General features: G+C 59.4%; 14 protein-coding genes. 9 read left to right on the top strand and 5 right to left on the bottom strand.

The genetic code is table 11. The features are described 5' to 3' along the window. Positions 1–373: 373 nt before the first annotated feature. The 8 genes from RVY79_RS06435 (at position 374) to tusA (ending at position 8,487) form a co-directional block, all read left to right on the top strand. Positions 374–1,087, top strand: a complete 714-nt coding sequence (locus tag RVY79_RS06435; protein ID WP_317463245.1) for a response regulator — start codon at positions 374–376, stop codon at positions 1,085–1,087. Further along, a complete protein-coding gene (locus RVY79_RS06440) occupies positions 1,084–2,526 on the top strand; it encodes an ATP-binding protein (protein ID WP_317463246.1) in 1,443 nt (480 codons plus the stop codon). Before RVY79_RS06435 ends, RVY79_RS06440 begins: the two co-directional genes overlap by 4 nt. Before the next feature lie 226 nt (positions 2,527–2,752). After that, positions 2,753–4,006, top strand: a complete 1,254-nt coding sequence (locus RVY79_RS06445) for an ABC transporter substrate-binding protein (protein WP_317463247.1) — start codon at positions 2,753–2,755, stop codon at positions 4,004–4,006. 63 nt (positions 4,007–4,069) lie between these two features. Further along, positions 4,070–5,002 carry a sugar ABC transporter permease gene (locus tag RVY79_RS06450; RefSeq protein ID WP_317463249.1) on the top strand — a complete coding sequence of 311 codons (933 nt, stop codon included), beginning with the start codon at positions 4,070–4,072 and terminating at the stop codon, positions 5,000–5,002. After that, positions 4,995–5,873 (top strand): carbohydrate ABC transporter permease, encoded by an 879-nt coding sequence (locus RVY79_RS06455; RefSeq protein ID WP_317463250.1) that lies wholly within the window; start codon positions 4,995–4,997, stop codon positions 5,871–5,873. The genes RVY79_RS06450 and RVY79_RS06455 overlap by 8 nt, the downstream gene beginning before the upstream one ends. Before the next feature lie 14 nt (positions 5,874–5,887). Beyond that, positions 5,888–7,018: a sn-glycerol-3-phosphate ABC transporter ATP-binding protein UgpC gene (locus RVY79_RS06460; protein ID WP_317463251.1), complete on the top strand. Its 1,131-nt coding sequence runs from the start codon at positions 5,888–5,890 to the stop codon at positions 7,016–7,018. 86 nt (positions 7,019–7,104) lie between these two features. Further along, entirely contained in the window at positions 7,105–8,178 is a 1,074-nt protein-coding gene (gene rlmM / locus RVY79_RS06465; protein ID WP_317463253.1) for a 23S rRNA (cytidine(2498)-2'-O)-methyltransferase RlmM, read from the top strand. 57 nt (positions 8,179–8,235) lie between these two features. After that, a complete protein-coding gene (gene tusA, locus RVY79_RS06470; RefSeq protein ID WP_317463254.1) occupies positions 8,236–8,487 on the top strand; it encodes a sulfurtransferase TusA in 252 nt (83 codons plus the stop codon). An 8-nt stretch (positions 8,488–8,495) separates the two neighbouring features. On the opposite strand, the gene RVY79_RS06475 is transcribed toward tusA, so the two are convergent. The 5 genes from RVY79_RS06475 to RVY79_RS06495 form a co-directional block, all read right to left on the bottom strand. Then, a complete protein-coding gene (locus RVY79_RS06475) occupies positions 8,496–9,188 on the bottom strand; it encodes a hypothetical protein (RefSeq protein ID WP_317463255.1) in 693 nt (230 codons plus the stop codon). Positions 9,189–9,354: 166 nt separating this feature from the next. Continuing rightward, complete coding sequence (locus RVY79_RS06480) at positions 9,355–11,532, bottom strand: TRAP transporter permease (RefSeq protein ID WP_317463256.1); 2,178 nt, start codon at positions 11,530–11,532, stop codon at positions 9,355–9,357. 86 nt (positions 11,533–11,618) lie between these two features. Next, on the bottom strand, positions 11,619–12,596 hold the full coding sequence (locus RVY79_RS06485; RefSeq protein WP_317463257.1) for a TAXI family TRAP transporter solute-binding subunit: 978 nt from the start codon (positions 12,594–12,596) through the stop codon (positions 11,619–11,621). A 232-nt stretch (positions 12,597–12,828) separates the two neighbouring features. After that, positions 12,829–14,214 carry a sigma-54 dependent transcriptional regulator gene (locus RVY79_RS06490; RefSeq protein ID WP_317463258.1) on the bottom strand — a complete coding sequence of 462 codons (1,386 nt, stop codon included), beginning with the start codon at positions 14,212–14,214 and terminating at the stop codon, positions 12,829–12,831. Continuing rightward, on the bottom strand, positions 14,207–16,120 hold the full coding sequence (locus RVY79_RS06495; RefSeq protein WP_317463259.1) for an ATP-binding protein: 1,914 nt from the start codon (positions 16,118–16,120) through the stop codon (positions 14,207–14,209). The genes RVY79_RS06490 and RVY79_RS06495 overlap by 8 nt, the downstream gene beginning before the upstream one ends. 299 nt (positions 16,121–16,419) lie before the next feature. On the opposite strand from RVY79_RS06495, the gene RVY79_RS06500 reads away from it, so the two are divergent. Next, on the top strand, positions 16,420–16,656 hold the full coding sequence (locus tag RVY79_RS06500) for a hypothetical protein (RefSeq protein ID WP_317463260.1): 237 nt from the start codon (positions 16,420–16,422) through the stop codon (positions 16,654–16,656). Positions 16,657–16,690: the final 34 nt, after the last annotated feature.

Genomic DNA, 16,690 nt, shown 5'->3' on the forward strand with positions numbered 1-16,690 from the left:
AAAGACACCAGGGCCCCCCATGGAGAGTCGCGGCGCGCCGCCCGGCGGAAGGCCGCCCCGATCCTCGTCAGGCATTTATTTCGACACCCCCGGCCATTGGTCGGGGGTGTTGTCGTTTGAGGCCGTAAAAAACACTGGGTTCGACTCTGGAGAATGAAAAGCTACTACGTCGAGTATCGTCCCGATGTCCATAAAACCGATGAATATGGCGTATGTACGTTATATTCCTCCCACTTTGGTCGCGTCGCACCAGGATTCGCTTGATGCTCGGGGACGGCCATCGCATTATCGATGAAGAATCGCGACGATAACCAACAATACCCGCAGTGCCTTCTGTCGAGTTGAGGAGCAGCGGCAGGGAGCGTCTCCCTTTATGGCGATGAATCACACGACAGTGGCCGTCATCGATGATGACGCTGAAATTCGTGAGCTATTGCAAGTTTACCTCGAACGCCATGGTTTCAAGGTCGTAGTAGGGGAAGGTGGCGATGCCTTGCCTGCTTTGATACGCGATGAAGATCCCGACTTGCTGATACTCGACATCATGATGCCGGGAGAGGATGGCTTGTCGCTTTGTCGAGATCTTCGCCGCCACAGCAACTTGCCCATCATCATGCTGACCGCCAGCGTGGATGAAACCGATCGTATTCTCGGGCTCGAACTGGGGGCCGACGATTACCTTGCCAAGCCTTTCAACCCACGTGAGTTACTGGCGCGTATCAAAGCCATATTGCGCCGTGTCAAACCGTTACCGGCTGCGGCCACTCGTATCGTACGGTTCGGGCCTTGGTCCCTGGATAGAATTACGCGTGAGTTAATCGATGATGCGGGCAACCGAAGTCATTTATCGGGCGCAGACTATCAACTGCTAGGTGTCTTTCTTGATCACCCAGAGCAGGTTCTGTCCCGCGAGCGCTTGTTCGATCTGAGTCGGGGACGTCGTGCGCCTCCCCTGGATCGCTCCATCGATGTGCACGTTTGCCGCTTACGCCAGCGGCTGGGGGAAGACGCCCAACATTCGCAATTGATTCGCACCGTGCGTGGCGCAGGCTATGTCTTAGCCACCCCTGTGGAATCGGTGGTGTGAAGCGATGGTGGCGTCCGCGTACCCTCCGGGGTCGTTTCGTCTTGATCATGTTGCTGGGCGTATTAAGCGCTCAAATTGCCAGTTACGGCATCTGGAGCTGGCAGGAAAATCGCGACCGTCTCGTCAGGCTCGACTCCCTGTCGCACCACTTGGCTGAAAGTTTGGCCGCCACCGTACGTTACTTTAGCTCCCTTCCGTATGAATACCGACATATCGTGCTCGATCAACTGCGCGATATGGGCGGGACCCGGTTCTTCGTTAGCGTCAACGACCATCGCATCGTCTTGCCACATACGAGTGGTGGCAGTGTGCGCAACATGGTGGCCGACAACTTGCGGACGGGGCTCGTGCAAGAGCTCGGGCAACGCGAGATGCATATCGGCTTTTCACGGCCCAGTGACCTGCGTGTGTTCAATAATGAAGTGCCTCTTGCGGAGCTTCCCGCGCATTGGGCGCATCGCAGTCTCGCCATCACGCCATTGTCGACGCCTATTCTCGTCGTGCAAATGCCCCTAGAAGGCGGCAATTGGCTGTTCGTTGCGACGTCCCTTCCCATGGCGGAATCCCTGGAGGATGTCGCCTGGCTATCTGGTGACCAGCTCTTCGTTTCAATGGTCGTATTGCTGATGGTCATTGTATTGTCGTTATGGGGAATACGCTGGTCGACACGCCCGTTATCCGTCTTGGCGAAGGCGGCAAGACGCCTGGGGGATGACCTCGAGTCACCACCACTCGCCGAGCGAGGGCCACGCGAATTACGTGACACTGCTATGGCGTTCAACCGCATGAGTGAACGAATTCGTCATCAAGTCGAGGAACGTGAGCGTTTGTTTTCCGCCATTTCACATGATCTTAAAACGCCCATCACACGCTTACGCCTGCGTGCTGAGATGCTTGATTCTCCCGATCAGCGCGAGGCGTTCGTACGCTCTCTCGATGAGATGGATCAGTTGGTGAAGGGGGCCTTGGCGTCGGTGAAGGGTCTGGATCTCCATGAGACGGCCACTGCGATCGACGTAGACGCACTGGTGAAGGGCGTCATGGAGGAGCTCGCCGTGCATGAAGCGGCGTCGATGCACCTTGAAGGGCACGCTGGATGGTTATCGGCCAAACCGTTGGCACTCAAGCGTTGCCTGGCCAACCTGATCGAGAACGCCATTTTTTATGCGCAGCACGTGGATATCGCTCTTCATCGGGATAACGAACGCATTGTCATCGGCATCAGTGATGATGGTCCGGGCATTCCCCAAGCACAGAGGGAACGTGTCTTCGAACCTTTCGTGCGGCTCGAGCCTTCCCGGAGTCGCCACACGGGAGGCAGTGGACTCGGGCTTGCCATTGCGCGGCATATCGTGCGCGCTCACGGTGGGGACGTCCACTTGGATACATCTGGACAAGGGGGTTTGACTGTTCGACTGACCTTGCCGTTAGCGCATTGAATATCCTCTGAGTTTGCCTGGAGCTATATATTACAGAGCTGCAATATCCCGCCAAGGCTTTGTAAGACTCAGTAACCCAAACACATGTTGGCTTAAGTTACGCTCGATATAGGAATCGGGAGCCTCGACATGCTGACCAATAGCGGCTCCCGAAACTTGCAATGCATGAGGCTCCCCTCGTGACTAAGCGATCCATGTCGCAATAACAAGCATAAGGAGTTACGCCATGAAAACGATCCATGCGCTTGCCGCAGGTGCTCTGTTGGCAACTGTCGCGGGACAGGCACAAGCTGCCGAGATCGAGGTACTGCACTGGTGGACATCCGGTGGAGAGGCCAAGGCGGCCAGCATGCTCAAGCAAAAGTTGGAAGCGAAAGGGCATACATGGAAGGACTTCGCCGTGGCCGGTGGGGGTGGCGACAGTGCCATGACGGTGCTCAAGTCGCGGGCCATTTCCGGCAACCCGCCAGCGGTGGCTCAGATCAAGGGACCGCTCATCCAGGAATGGGGAGAGATGGGCTTTCTAGGCAATATCGACAAGATTGCCGAGGAAGAAAACTGGAATTCCTTCCTGACGCCCCAGCTCGCCGCCTATAACAAGGTCGATGGTCACTACGCCGCCGTACCGGTGAACATCCACCGCATCAACTGGTTATGGGCCAACCCCGAGGTGCTCGAGAAGGCGGGCGTCGACGGCTTGCCGGCCACCTGGGATGAGTTTTTCGCCGACGCCAAGAAAATTCGCGAGGCTGGCTTCATTCCGCTCGCCCACGGTGGCCAGCCGTGGCAGGACGCGACCGTCTTCGAGGTCGTGATGATGGGGATCGGTGGCGGTGATTTCTACCGTAAGGCGTTCGTCGAGCTTGACCCCGAGGCGTTGACCAGCGAGACCATGGTCAAGTCGCTCAAGACCTTCAAGAAGCTGCGCGGCACCATGGATGAAAACATTGCTGGCCGTGACTGGAATATTGCTACCTCGATGGTCATCAATGGCAAAGCGGCCATGCAGATCATGGGCGACTGGGCCAAAGGCGAGTTCACGGCTGCCGGCCTGACTGCCGGCGAAGATTACTTGTGTGAAGCGGCGCCGATGACTGAACACATGTTTTCCTACAACGTCGACAGCTTTGCCATGTTCAAGATCGACGATGAGGGTAAGCAGCAGGCCCAGATGGATCTTGCCAGTCTGATTCTCTCCAAGGACTTTCAGTCCACCTTCAACAAGGCCAAGGGCTCGATTCCCGTACGCCTCGATGTGCCACTGGATGACTTCGACGCTTGCGCCAAGGCATCGCGCAAGGCCTTCGATGTCGCCAGCGAAGGTAACGGCCTAGTGCCTAGTCTGGCGCACGGCATGGCGGTCTCGGCAAGTGTCCAGGGGGCAGTGTTCGACGTGATAACCAACTTCTTCAACGATCCCGAGATGACGGCAGAAACCGCAGCCAAGCGCTTGGCCAGCGCGGTGCGCGCTGCAAGTTAAGGCTGTTGCCGCCGTTCGCGGTCGCGAGCGGCGGTTTATCACGTCTCACTCAAGGACACTCTGATGTCGCAAACCGATTCTCCTCTGCCGCGCTCGCGTGCGAAGGCGGGCCGGCATTCGCTGTCCGGTAGTCTGGAGCGAGTGTTGCCGCGTCTAGTGGTCGCGCCGTCACTCGCAGTGGCGCTGTTCTTTGTCTATGGCTACATGCTTTGGACGTTCATTCTATCGTTGACCGACTCGGGGATGTTGCCGCAATACGATTTCATCGGCTTCTCGCAGTACACCCGGCTATTTGCCAATGAGCGCTGGAACGTCGCTGCCACTAACCTGGTGGTGTTCGGTGGCTTGTTCATCATCCTCTGCCTGTTCCTCGGGCTGGTACTGGCGATCCTGCTCGACCAGCGTATACGCCAGGAGGGCGCGCTGCGCACGATCTATCTCTATCCCATGGCGCTGTCGCTGATCGTCACTGGGGTGGTCTGGCGTTGGATTCTCAATCCTGGGCTGGGGATCCAATCGCTGGTGCGCAGTTGGGGCTTTGAAGATTTCACCTTCGATTGGCTGATCAATCCTGATATGGCTATCTATGCGCTGGTGATTGCCGCTGTATGGCAAGCCTCGGGGTTCGTCATGGCGCTGTTTCTGGCCGGGCTACGTAGCATCGACGACAGCCTGTTCAAGGCTGCGGCACTGGATGGTGCGAGCCTGCCCAAGGTCTACTGGCGGATCGTGATCCCGTGCCTACGGCCGGTGGTATTCAGCGCAGTAATGATCCTCGCGCATATCGCCATCAAGAGTTTCGACCTGGTCATGGCGTTGACCGGCGGAGGGCCGGGCTACGCCACTGACCTACCGGCGACCTTTATGTACACCTACACCTTCACCCGTGGGGAGATAGGCCTGGGGTCGGCCAGCGCGATCATGATGCTGTGCGGCGTGCTGGCGATCCTGGTGCCTTACCTGTATTCCGAATTGCGAGGAAACAAGCATGGATAACGTCATTCGGCGCCGTACGCCGGGCGCCCGCATGCTGCGCACAGGTCTCTATGTATTGCTGATGGTGATGGCGCTCGTGTACCTGCTGCCATTGGTAGTGATGCTGCTGACCTCGCTCAAGCCGCTCGAGGAGATCCGTGCCGGGGGGCTGTTATCGTTGCCGGATTCGCTGACGTTCTCGGCCTGGCTCAAGGCCTGGGGCAGCGCATGTACCGGCACACGCTGCGAGGGCCTGTCGGGCTATTTCATGAACTCGGTGAGCATTGTGGTGCCGGCGGTGGCGATCTCCACGCTGATGGGCGCACTCAACGGTTACGCGCTGACCAAGTGGCGCTTTCGTGGCGCCAACCTGTGCTTCGCGCTGTTGCTGTTCGGCTGCTTTATCCCCTTCCAGGTGGTGCTGATGCCGATGGCCCAGACGCTCGGTTGGCTGGGGCTGGCGAGTTCGACGAGCGGACTGGTGTTGGTCCACGTAGTCTACGGCATCGCTTTTACCACGCTGTTCTTCCGCAATTACTACGTTTCGATCCCCGACGAAATGATCTCTGCCGCCAAGCTCGATGGCGCCGGCTTCTTCCGCGTCTTCTGGCGCATTCTGTTGCCTATCTCGGGGCCTATCATCACGGTATCGGTCATCTGGCAATTTACCCAGATCTGGAACGACTTCCTGTTTGGGGTGGCCTTTGCCGGGTTCGGTTCACAGCCAGTGACGGTGGCGCTGAACAATTTGGTCAATACCTCTACCGGCGTCAAGGAGTACAACGTTGACATGGCAGGGGCACTGATTGCTGCGTTACCGACGCTGGTGGTTTATGTCGTGGCTGGTAAATATTTTGTGCGCGGGCTGACCGCGGGTTCCGTCAAGGGCTGATTGCAGAGGTCATTATGTCCGCATTGAACATCCTTCACGTCGACAAGACGTTCGGCAACACTCAGGTACTTAAAGACATTTCGCTGGCAATCGAGTCCGGCGAGTTCCTGATCCTGGTCGGTCCCTCGGGCTGTGGGAAGTCGACCTTGATGAATGCCATCGCGGGGCTGGAACCGGTAACGTCCGGCGAAATCCAGATCGGCGGAGAAGACGTCACCTGGCGTACGCCGGCCGAGCGTGATATCGCCATGGTGTTTCAGTCCTATGCCTTGTATCCGAGCATGAATGTGCGTCAGAACATCGCCTTTGGATTGGAAATGCGCAAGATGCCCAAGGCTCAACGTGAAGAGGCGGTTGCGCGCGTGGCCGATTTGCTGCAGATCACGCCGCTGCTTGACCGTAAGCCGTCGCAACTCTCGGGAGGGCAGCGTCAGCGTGTCGCCATGGGGCGAGCCTTGGCACGCGAGCCGCAGATCTACCTATTCGACGAGCCGCTCTCGAACCTGGATGCCAAGCTGCGTGTCGAGATGCGCACTGAAATCAAGAAACTGCATCAGCGCCTGGGGACGACCATCGTCTATGTGACGCATGATCAGATCGAAGCCATGACATTGGCAGATCGTATCGCGGTGATGCGCGATGGCGAGATCCTGCAGCTGGGCACTCCCGACGAGGTCTATAACGACCCCGTGGACATGTTCGTGGCGGGATTCATGGGTTCGCCGTCGATGAACTTCATTCCCGTGACGCTGGTGAGCCGTGCCGGCGGTTATGTCCTGAGAGTCCACGACGAGCAGGACCCTATGGGGGCGCCGTTGGAACTACCATGGCCGGCGGCGCGTGAGGCACAAGCATTACATGAGCGTGTCGGTGAGCGGCTCGTTCTTGGTGTACGTCCCGAACACTTCGTCGAAGACGAAACGCGCATGGAGACGACGTTCGATGGAACACGGCTCGACGTGATGGCGACGGTGGTCGAGCCCACCGGGGCGGATATCCTGCTCCAGGCCACGCTGAGCGGGACCGAGGTGACCATGCGTCTGGGGCCCAAGAGCCAGGTGGCAGCCGGCGAACGCGTTGCCCTGCGTGTCGACATGAGTCGTGCCGTGCTATTCGAGACGACAAGCCAGCGGCGCGTCGCATAGCGACATGATGGTGCGCGGGTCTTGCGTGCTTGCCTTTGACGATAAGCGCTCGTTAGACTGCGCGCTCGCTGTTCTTGGAGTCCAACATGGCTGTATGCCCGCACGAATGGCTGCTCTACTGCCGTCCCGGTTTCGAAAAAGACCTGAGTGCCGAGCTTGTGGACAAGACCGCCCACGTGGGGCAGGTGGGATACCCTGTCGCGGTACCGGGCAGTGGCCATGTACGTTTCGTGCTCGATCCCGCCATGCCGGCAAACGAGGTGCATCGCGCCTTGCCGCTTGAGGCACTGGTGTTTGCACGACAATCATTGGTGGCGTTTCCACCTTTGGAGAACTTGCCGCGCGATGACCGTTTAACGGCGATCGTCGAGCTGGTCGTTGCCAGCGGTTGGTCGTTCGAAGAGGTTTGGCAGGAAACGCCGGATACCAACGAAGAAAAAGCGCTGGCCGGTTTGATGAAGGCGCTACGCAAGCCGCTGGAAAGTACGCTAAAAAAGCGTGGCTCGCTGCGTCGCAAGGCAGGAGGGCGGCGTCTGCATCTGTTCTGGACGGCAGGTGACCGGGTGCAGGTAGCGGTGAGCTTTCCCGGTAATCGTGCCGAGCATCTAGGCGGCATATGGCGTCTCAAATTCCCGCGTGAAGCGCCGAGTCGTTCGACTCTCAAGCTCGAAGAGGCCTGGCATGTCTTCGTCCCGCGTGATGCCTGGCCGTCGCGTCTCAACGATGCCATGCAGGCGGCCGACCTCGGTGCTGCCCCAGGGGGCTGGACGTATCAACTCGTGCGCCAAGGCATGTATGTCCATGCCATCGACAATGGCCCCATGGACGCGACGCTGATGGCCACGGGCCAAGTCGAACACTTACGCGAGGATGCTTTTGTCTGGGAACCCCCGATGCGCCTCGATTGGCTGGTGTGCGACATCGTCGACAAGCCCATGCGCGTCATCGACATGGTGGAACGCTGGTTGATCAAGCAGTGGTGCCACGAGGCGATCTTCAACTTGAAACTGCCCATGAAGAAGCGTTGGGAAGAAGTGGCGCGCTGCCTGACTCGGCTGGAAGATAGCCTGCATCGAGCGGGTGTGCGGGCGCAGATACGCGCGCGTCATCTTTATCATGATCGCGAAGAAGTAACCGTGCATGTCTGTCTGCAGGATTGAGACCGCCACGGCGATAACGCATCATCAAGCCTGAGCGAACACGAGGTTACATCATTTATGTCCGATCCCGATACATCCCTTCCCACGCCGGATGCCGTACTGGACACCAGTGGCCTGTATTGCCCCGAACCGATCATGATGATGCACAATCAGGTACGGGACATGCAGGCCGGCCAACATCTGGAGGTCATCGCCACGGACCCCGCTACGACACGCGACGTTCCCAAGTTCTGTACTTTCCTGGGCCATGAACTCGTCGCGCAGGCGCAGGAAGGCGAGCACTACCGCTATGTCATTCGTCTCGCATGACGCCCTCACTATGAGGGCGTCGTCATCGCGGCGAGGGCCTCCAATGTGGTGGGATCCTGTTGCTTGATCTGATTGGCGATATGACGCTGGAAATAATATACCGTCGAATGACGACTATGGCCGGGGTAGAGGCAAGCATCCCCTGCGACGACCGGCGTCTGCTCAATACGATCCTCGTCGACGAGTAGCGATTCCAAGCTACCGTCGTTATACAAGCGCCACCCAAATACCTGCTTGAGTTGCCAGCTGTCACCGTCGCTGACGAGGCACAGCGCATGCGTGCCCTGGGTGTCGGGCAACTGTTGTATCAAGGTCGGCGTTGGCGTCTCCTCGTACTCGAAATACGCAGCGGCATGCTCCAACTCATAGACCTTGTGCTCGGGCGGTGCGTGGAAGATCTCTTCCGTCTCGGGATCACGATAGCCGAAAAAATGTCCATGATCGGGACTGTCCAATTCATGGCAGGCGGTCAGGGATTCCATCCAGGGCACCAGACCTACCACTTCGCCGCTTTCGCGAAGCCCCCAAGCCAAGAGCGGCATGGCATACAGCGTGTCCGGATCCGAGGTTAGGTGATACAGCATTTCAAGGCCGTCCAGTTCAGGCGCCAAGCGTAAAATGCGACGCTGTGCCTGACGTCGCTGCCTCATGGTGTCCAGGTCAATGACCCGTGCGGTGCGTGGGGACGAAACGATACCCATGGCAACCTCCTTGCGCGGCAGTAATAGGTCAAGACCTCGCTTCACTATTAGCACAGGCCAACGCGGAAAGTTAAGCACTGGAGTAGTGTTTTTTCGGTTACCACACGTCACGCCCCCGCGCGGCCATGCCGAACGGGGGCGTTTGGGGTTGAGCGATCTCAGGACGTTAGCGTGGCGTGGCGATAGACGTACCCTTATGAACGCGTTGCATGGCATAAAGCCCCACGCCGATCATCAGGCCGATAATATCGGTGTAGATGCCGCCATAAATCATGCACAGCGCGCCTATCAGCATCACGAGGCGCTGCCAGACCTTGACCGGCCCGAAGAACCACGCCTGCACAGTGGCCGACAGTAGTACGATGCCGAGCGTTGCGGTAACGCCGACACGCAGGATCTGTAGCCACGAGCCCTCCATCAGCATGGCCGGACTGTAGAAGAACATGAACGGCACGATGAAGGCCGCCAGGCCGATCTTGAATGAGGCGACGGAGGTGCCCATGGCATTGTCGCCCGAGATCCCTGCCGCCGCGTAGGACGCCAGCGCCACCGGTGGGGTAATGGCCGAGACGACCGCAAAATAGAACACGAAGAAGTGCGCCACCAACGGCTGAATGCCGATGTCGATCAAGCCGGGCGCCACCACGGATGCGGCGACGGCGTAAGCGGCGGTGGTCGGCATACCCATGCCCAGCAGGATACTGATACACATGGCGAAGATCAGCGCCAGCAGTTGGCTGACCCCGGCCAGGCCGAGCAGCAAGGATGAAAAGCGCGCCCCGACGCCGGTCAGAGCGATCACGCCGACGATCAAACCGGCACAGGCGCACACGGCGATGATCTGAATCGACATCGTTCCGGCCAGTTGCAGCGCCCTGAGGATAGCGCGTACTCCCATCTTGTTTGGCGAGATCCAGCTCACCACGGCGGCGGAGGCCGTCGCCAACGTCCCGGCGCGAATCACCGAGTAACCCATGAACAGGGCGGCGATGAGGATGACGATCGGCGCGAACAGGTAAACTTGCTTGATGAGTTTCGAGAACTGCGGGATTTCTTCCTTGCGCATGCCGCGCATGCCCTTGCGGGCGGCCTCGAAATCGACCATGAAATAGACCGAGGCGAAATACAGGATGGCCGGAATAAGGGCGGCGATGGCGATCTCGGTGTACGGAATGCCGGTGATCTCGGCCATGATGAAGGCCCCGGCGCCCATGATCGGGGGCATTATCTGTCCGCCGGTGGAGGCGGCCGCCTCGATGGCGCCGGCGCTGCGTGGTGGATAGCCGACCTTCTTCATCAGCGGGATGGTCAGCGAACCGGTGGAAACCACGTTGCCGGCGGAGGTGCCGTTGATCATGCCCATCAGGCCCGAGGCGAAGATCGAGACCTTGGCGGGTCCGCCACGCGTACGCCCGGCGGCGGCGAAGGCGAAGTTGACGAAATAGTCACCTACCTTGGAGGCTTGCAGAAACGCCGCGAAGATGATGAACAAGATGATGTAGGTCGAGGAAACGGCGGTGGTCGGCCCGAGAATCCCGGCATCGGTGTAGACCTGACTGAAGAAGCGACCCACCGAGAGGCCTGGATAGCCAAGAAAGCCTGGAAGATGAGGCCCGACAAAGACATAGACCAGAAAGATCGTGGAGATGACCACCAGAGCGAGTCCGGCGACGCGGCGGGTCAGCTCGAGAATCATCAGCGAACCGGCAATCGCCGCGTAGGAAATACCAATGGGAGCAAAGGGCGTGCCGGTAGAGGCGCGTAGTGGGCTGTTGAACATCACCAACAGATAGCCGGCCACGGCCAGTGAGCAGACCATTAACACCGCATCAGCCGGCGACAGCCCGTCGCGGACCTGGCGATAGCTCCACGACAGCACGATGCCCGCCACGGTGGCCAGCAGCAACGGATAACCGAAGTGCCAGGTCTCGATCTCGGGGGCGATGCGCATGGCACCGTCGTTCATCGTTTGATACATCATCGCCACTCGGACCAGGGCGTAGAGCGCCGGGAGCAACATGGCATAGCTCAACCAGCGCATCCAGGCACTCGAGCGGGCTTGCGGGGTCTCGGCGAATTGTGTACCGGCGTAGAAGCCATACCCCAGTATCAGGGCCCCGGTGATGTGTAGAATGCGAAACGACCAAGTCTCGAGTGGATAGATGTTGAGCGAGATCAGGTGGAATAGTGAATAGACGATGGCCAGGGCGCCGAAAAGCCACCAATGCCATCCGGCGTAGAGGCGTCGGTTGGACTCGACGGCGACCTCGTCGACACCCTCGGCATTGACGGACTGGACGACCTCGTCGGCACTCTCGTCACGGGATTGGGTACGTTGAGACATGAAAACACCCTTGGGTGTGGATAGGAAGGTATGCATGCCGTCCCGCATCGTGGCGATGCGGGACGATGTTCAGGTAACAGACCGCCTTAGCGCTTCAGCTCTTCGGGGATCTCGTAGCCATTTTCCTCGTACCAGCGCACGGCACCGGGGTGGAAGGGCAGTACGGTGTTGTACTTGAGGTTCTCGGGAATGCTGAATTTGGCGCTGCGATGGATATCGCGCATCTTGTCGTTGTTTTCCATGCTCAGCTTGGTGATCTCGTAGACGAAGTCCTCGGGGAGATCGCAGCCAGCGATGGTGAAGTTCCACATGGAGACCGCGCGGGCATCGTCTTCGAGGGTCTGGTAGGTGTCGGCGGGAATCGAGAATGCCGAGACCGGGAATTCCTCGATCACCTTGGCCTGCTCTTCCTCGGTGAATTCGACGATATTGACGTCTGTTTGCACCTCGAGCTGGCTGACGGCGGGAATCGGAATCCCGGCGGCGAAGGCGATGACGTCGATTAGGCCGTCCTGCAGTTGGCCACCCAGGTCATTCCAGCCGCCGTTACGACGGTCGAACTCGACGCCCAGGGTCTCGAGCATAGCCGGGAAGTAGGTATCCGAGGTAGAAGCCGCCGGGCCGAAACCGATGCTGGCCCCGTCCGGGATATCGGAGATCGACTCGATACCGCTGTCGGCGAGCGTGGTGATGGAAAACGGTGTCTCGTACATCGGAAACAGCGCACAGACATTGTCCATTTTCACACCTGGCGCCAGCGAGCTCTTGCCGGCCACGGCATCGGCCGCTGGTCCCATGGTGGTCAGGCCGAGCGCCACCTCACCTGTGTGTACCAAGGCCAGGTTCTGGTTGGGGCCACCGGTGACTTCGCCGCCGCCTGAAAGTCCCAGTTCGTCGGCGATCATGTTGGCCCAGCCGGAGCCGTACACGAAGTAAGTGCCACCCTGGCTGGCGGTGCCCACGGTAAAGTTCTCCGGCCAATCTTCCCGGTCGGCTTGTGCCGTGGTGGCGAAGCACATGGCCCCTGCTAGAGTGGCGGTCAAGGCTTGTGTCTTGATAGACATGGCGAATTCTCCCGATATCGGTTGTGATTGTGCGTATCCATTACCGAGCTATGGTGGGTATCAAGCTCGTTAAATACGTACTATCAGGGCAACCGCCATTCCATTTTTTAATTAAGCTTTATTTTTCATATGGTTATGGTTTTCATGTTCGACTAAGGTGGAAGGAGAGTCGGCCTGTCATGGCTGGAAGTCCGCACAAAGTAGTCGAAACCTTGTGCGGATTTCCGCACAGCTACTCTGTCTCGACGATGTGGCGGTAATCCTCGGCCTTCAAGCCATGTTTTTTCAGCTTGTCGTAAAGCGTCTTGCGAGGCACACCCAGGCGGTCGCATATATCGTTGATGCATCCCTGGTAGCGCACCAGCGCCTGGTTGATCACGCTCTTTTCGAAGACTTCGACCTGTTGGGCAAGCGACAGGTCGCCGTTATCTTTCTGCGCGCCTTGAAGTAGCGTCTCGAGGCTATAATCACAGGTCGCCCCCAGCAACACGTAGCGCTCGGCGACATTGCGCAACTCGCGGACATTGCCCGGCCAATCGTGGGCCAGCAGAGCGGAAACTCCCTGACTGTCGAGCGGCGGCGCTTCCAGCCCGCTGCGGCTGGCGGAGACGGCCACGAAGTGTTGAAAGAGCAAAGGAACATCCTCGCGGCGCTCGCGTAGGGAAGGAATCGGCAGGGTCACCACATTGAGCCGGTAATACAGATCCTCGCGAAATCGCCCAGTCTCGGCGGCGAGCTTGAGATCCGTCTTGGTCGCGGCGATCACGCGTATATCGAGTGTGACAAGGTCATTCGAGCCGAGCCGTTCCACGGCGCGCTCCTGGAGCACACGCAGCAGCCTGACCTGCAGCGACAACGGCATCGATTCGATCTCGTCGAGGAACACGGTGCCACCGTTGGCATGTTCGAATTTGCCCACGCGGCGTTCCACGGCGCCGGTAAAAGCGCCTTTTTCATGCCCGAACAATTCGGATTCGATGGTGCTTTCCGGAACGGCGCCGCAATTGATGGCGACAAAGGGCTTGCCGCCGCGTGAACTACGCTCGTGAATGGCGCGAGCGACCAGATCCTTGCCCGTCCCCGTCTCGCCATGGAGCAGTACATCGGTTTCGACCTGGCTGATGCGCTGTACCATCGAGGCCAGTTGCTGGATGGCGGGTGCGCGTCCTACCAAGCGTGGTCCTGGAACCGACTGTTGGGCCTCGAGTTCGGCCTTGAGATGACGATTCTCCAGACTCAAGCGGCGCTTCTCGATACCACGGCGGACGACTTCCACCAGGCGCTCCCCGGCGAAGGGCTTCTCCAGAAAGTCCCAGGCGCCATCGCGCATGGCTTCCACGGCGGTGGAAATATCACCGTGGCCGGTGATCAACACCACCGGCAAGTCGGGGTCGCGATGGCGAACCTCGCGCAACAAGGCCATGCCATCCATGCCCGGCATGCGGATGTCGCTGACCAGCACGCCGGGAAAGTCAGTGCTCAATGCCGCGAGCGCGGACTCCGCATTTTCATGCACCTCCGGCGCATAGCCTGCCAATTCCAGTGTCTGGCTGGCGGTGATGCGCAGGTGGGCTTCGTCGTCGACGAGCATGACGGGAATGGCGGATGTTTCATGCATGAGAACTTTCCTCGAGGCGCGCGGGATCTTCAGGGTCCGCGATACGCGGCAATGTGACACGGAAATGGGCGCCACCATCGGCGTGGTTGCCAGCATCGAGGCGGCCACCGAGGTCTTCGATGATGCGACGCGAGATCGAAAGCCCCAGACCCAGCCCGCTGCCCATGGACTTGGTGGTATAGAACGGTTCGAAAATCTGTGTCAAATCCGCCTCGGCAATCCCTGGACCGTTGTCGATGACATCGAGATGGACGCAGTTGGCCTCGGGAACGATGGCGAGCGTCAGGCATGGCGCGTGTGTTTCGCTCATCGCCTGCAGGGAATTGCCGATGAGATTCACCAGCACTTGCTCAAGACGCACCGGGTCGGCGCGTACCCAGGCTTCTAGCGAGGGCCAATGTTGCCTGACCGTGGTCTGGCTTTCATGAATGCGTGATTGGAACAGGCGTAGCGCGTATTCGAAGCATGGCGTGACGGCCACCGCCGTGAGATTGTCGCCGCTTTTGCGCGAGAATTGACGCAGTTGGGCGCTGATGTCCGCCATGCGCTCGGTGAGCTCGAGGACTTGTGCCAGATTGGCGTCTGCGGCCTCGATACGCTGGCGTGCGATGAAGGCACGTGCGTTCTCGGTATAGGCGCGAATCGCCGCCAGGGGCTGGTTGAGTTCGTGGTTGATACCGGCGGCCAATTGCCCCAGAACGGCGAGCTTGGCGGCTTGAACCAGCTCATCTCGCGTGTCGCGCAGGCTGTCCTCGGCACGCCGACGCTCCTCGATTTCCGCCGATAGCTGGCGGTTGGTAGCGACCAAATCACGGGTTCGGCTTTCCACGTGGCGCTCGAGTTCGTCGCGCGCCTGGGCGAGGGTTTGGCGTTCGCGTTCGGCGAAGCGCTCCCGCTCGCGACGCAGGCGTAGACGCTGCCAGCCGATACCGAGACCCAGCGCGATGAGTCCGTAGAGTCCACCGGCGAGCACGGCGGCCAGCCACTGCGCCTGATGCACCGGTGTCAGGGGCTTGAGGATATGGATATGCCAGTCGAAATTGGCCATGGGGCGGGTCAGGCTCAGGTAGTGCTGACCGGCTAGCGGGCCCGAGTCGAACCCCACGAGACGCGTACGAGTATCTCGGCGATGATGTTCGCGCAGTCCCGAGGACGGTAGCGCGGCGTTTCCGTAACGTCGGGAGGCGGTCACGGCCTGGCGCTGGGCGGTCGTCAGCGGCGCCAGGGTCGTCAAGCGCAGTTCGGGATGGCTGGCCATGAAGATGACGCCGTTATGATCGGTGACCAGTAGTTCGGCATCCTGCTCGGCCCAGCCGGTTTCCACCGTGTCGAGCAAGACCTTGAGCACCATGACGCCATCGGGACGTGCATCGACGGCGGTCTCGTCGAGCCACACCGGCGCCGAGAAATAGTAACCACGATCCTGGGACTGGATGCCCAGGCCAAAGAAGCTGCCATTCTTGCCGGCCATGGCTTCCTGATAGTAAGGACGAAAGCGATAATTCTGACCAATGAATGTATCGGGACGATGCCAGTTGCTTGCCACGAGGGTGTCGCCCTCCTGATCGAGCAAGTAGATGTCCGACACATTGGCCGTGGCCCGAAAACCGTCCAGCATGCGGTTCAATGGCATCGGGTCTTGAACGTCGGGATCGGCCAGGAAGCGCTTGACCATTTCCCGCGAGGCCAGCAGTTCGGGTAGATAATCGTGGCGCGACAAATGGCCGACGAGACTCGCGGCCGACAGGCGCAGCTCGTTCTCGGCATCTTGACGTAGCGCCTGAAGCGCCTGCTCGCGTGCCAGGCGCGACGTTTGCCACATGCAGAGTATCAAGCCGGCGATGACGCCCAGTACCAAGAGTGTGCGAGGACGTAGCGGGACGGAAAAGCGGCGCAGAAAGGGCATGAGAACGTGCTGACTCGTGGCGAATGACGTGGCGTATCGCGGGGCCACATGGCCACGTTCCCATGATGAGCGGCGACTTGCTTAAAGTTAAGCGCCAGCCCTTAGTCTTTAGTCGCGTTTTCGGCCGGTGCGTCCGAGGCGAAAGAGGGGCTACGCCGGGCACGGTGATGCAGGCGCCAGCCCAGCAACAGAGCGGCGGCCGTCAGCCCGCCTCAGGTCGCGGAACTCGAAGACGCCCAGATTACCCAGTGCACCATTGCCCGGAAGACTTGAGCATTGAGCGCCAGAGCATAACAACGTTGAAGGCCATCAGCGCGGAAGATAACCTGCGGCTGGTGAAAGTGACGCTGAGCGGCGAGAATGCGGCGAACATGAGCAGCCAAGCCACAGCAACCATTGCTAAGGTCAAAAAGGCCTCGCCTTCCAGAGGCATGATGCGTGAAGGATTTTATCCGTCGGATACCGTCAAAAGCTACTCCCCGGGAGGGCGGCGTGCCTATCAATACTCACCGATGCTGATTTTTCCAGGGGCATGAAGATTATTTGATCGCTGCTTTGCTGTAATGGTGA

The sequence above is a fragment of the Chromohalobacter sp. HP20-39 genome, from assembly GCF_033052815.1.
GTDB lineage: Bacteria > Pseudomonadota > Gammaproteobacteria > Pseudomonadales > Halomonadaceae > Chromohalobacter.

Coding starts and splice junctions, on each gene's coding strand:
- RVY79_RS06475 (WP_317463255.1), bottom strand. CDS start 9,188: ATGGGTATCGTTTCGTCCCCACGCACCGCACGGGTCATTGACCTGGAC.
- RVY79_RS06450 (WP_317463249.1), top strand. CDS start 4,070: ATGTCGCAAACCGATTCTCCTCTGCCGCGCTCGCGTGCGAAGGCGGGC.
- RVY79_RS06445 (WP_317463247.1), top strand. CDS start 2,753: ATGAAAACGATCCATGCGCTTGCCGCAGGTGCTCTGTTGGCAACTGTC.
- RVY79_RS06490 (WP_317463258.1), bottom strand. CDS start 14,214: ATGCATGAAACATCCGCCATTCCCGTCATGCTCGTCGACGACGAAGCC.
- RVY79_RS06485 (WP_317463257.1), bottom strand. CDS start 12,596: ATGTCTATCAAGACACAAGCCTTGACCGCCACTCTAGCAGGGGCCATG.
- RVY79_RS06460 (WP_317463251.1), top strand. CDS start 5,888: ATGTCCGCATTGAACATCCTTCACGTCGACAAGACGTTCGGCAACACT.
- RVY79_RS06435 (WP_317463245.1), top strand. CDS start 374: ATGGCGATGAATCACACGACAGTGGCCGTCATCGATGATGACGCTGAA.
- RVY79_RS06495 (WP_317463259.1), bottom strand. CDS start 16,120: ATGCCCTTTCTGCGCCGCTTTTCCGTCCCGCTACGTCCTCGCACACTC.
- RVY79_RS06455 (WP_317463250.1), top strand. CDS start 4,995: ATGGATAACGTCATTCGGCGCCGTACGCCGGGCGCCCGCATGCTGCGC.
- rlmM (WP_317463253.1), top strand. CDS start 7,105: ATGGCTGTATGCCCGCACGAATGGCTGCTCTACTGCCGTCCCGGTTTC.
- RVY79_RS06480 (WP_317463256.1), bottom strand. CDS start 11,532: ATGTCTCAACGTACCCAATCCCGTGACGAGAGTGCCGACGAGGTCGTC.
- tusA (WP_317463254.1), top strand. CDS start 8,236: ATGTCCGATCCCGATACATCCCTTCCCACGCCGGATGCCGTACTGGAC.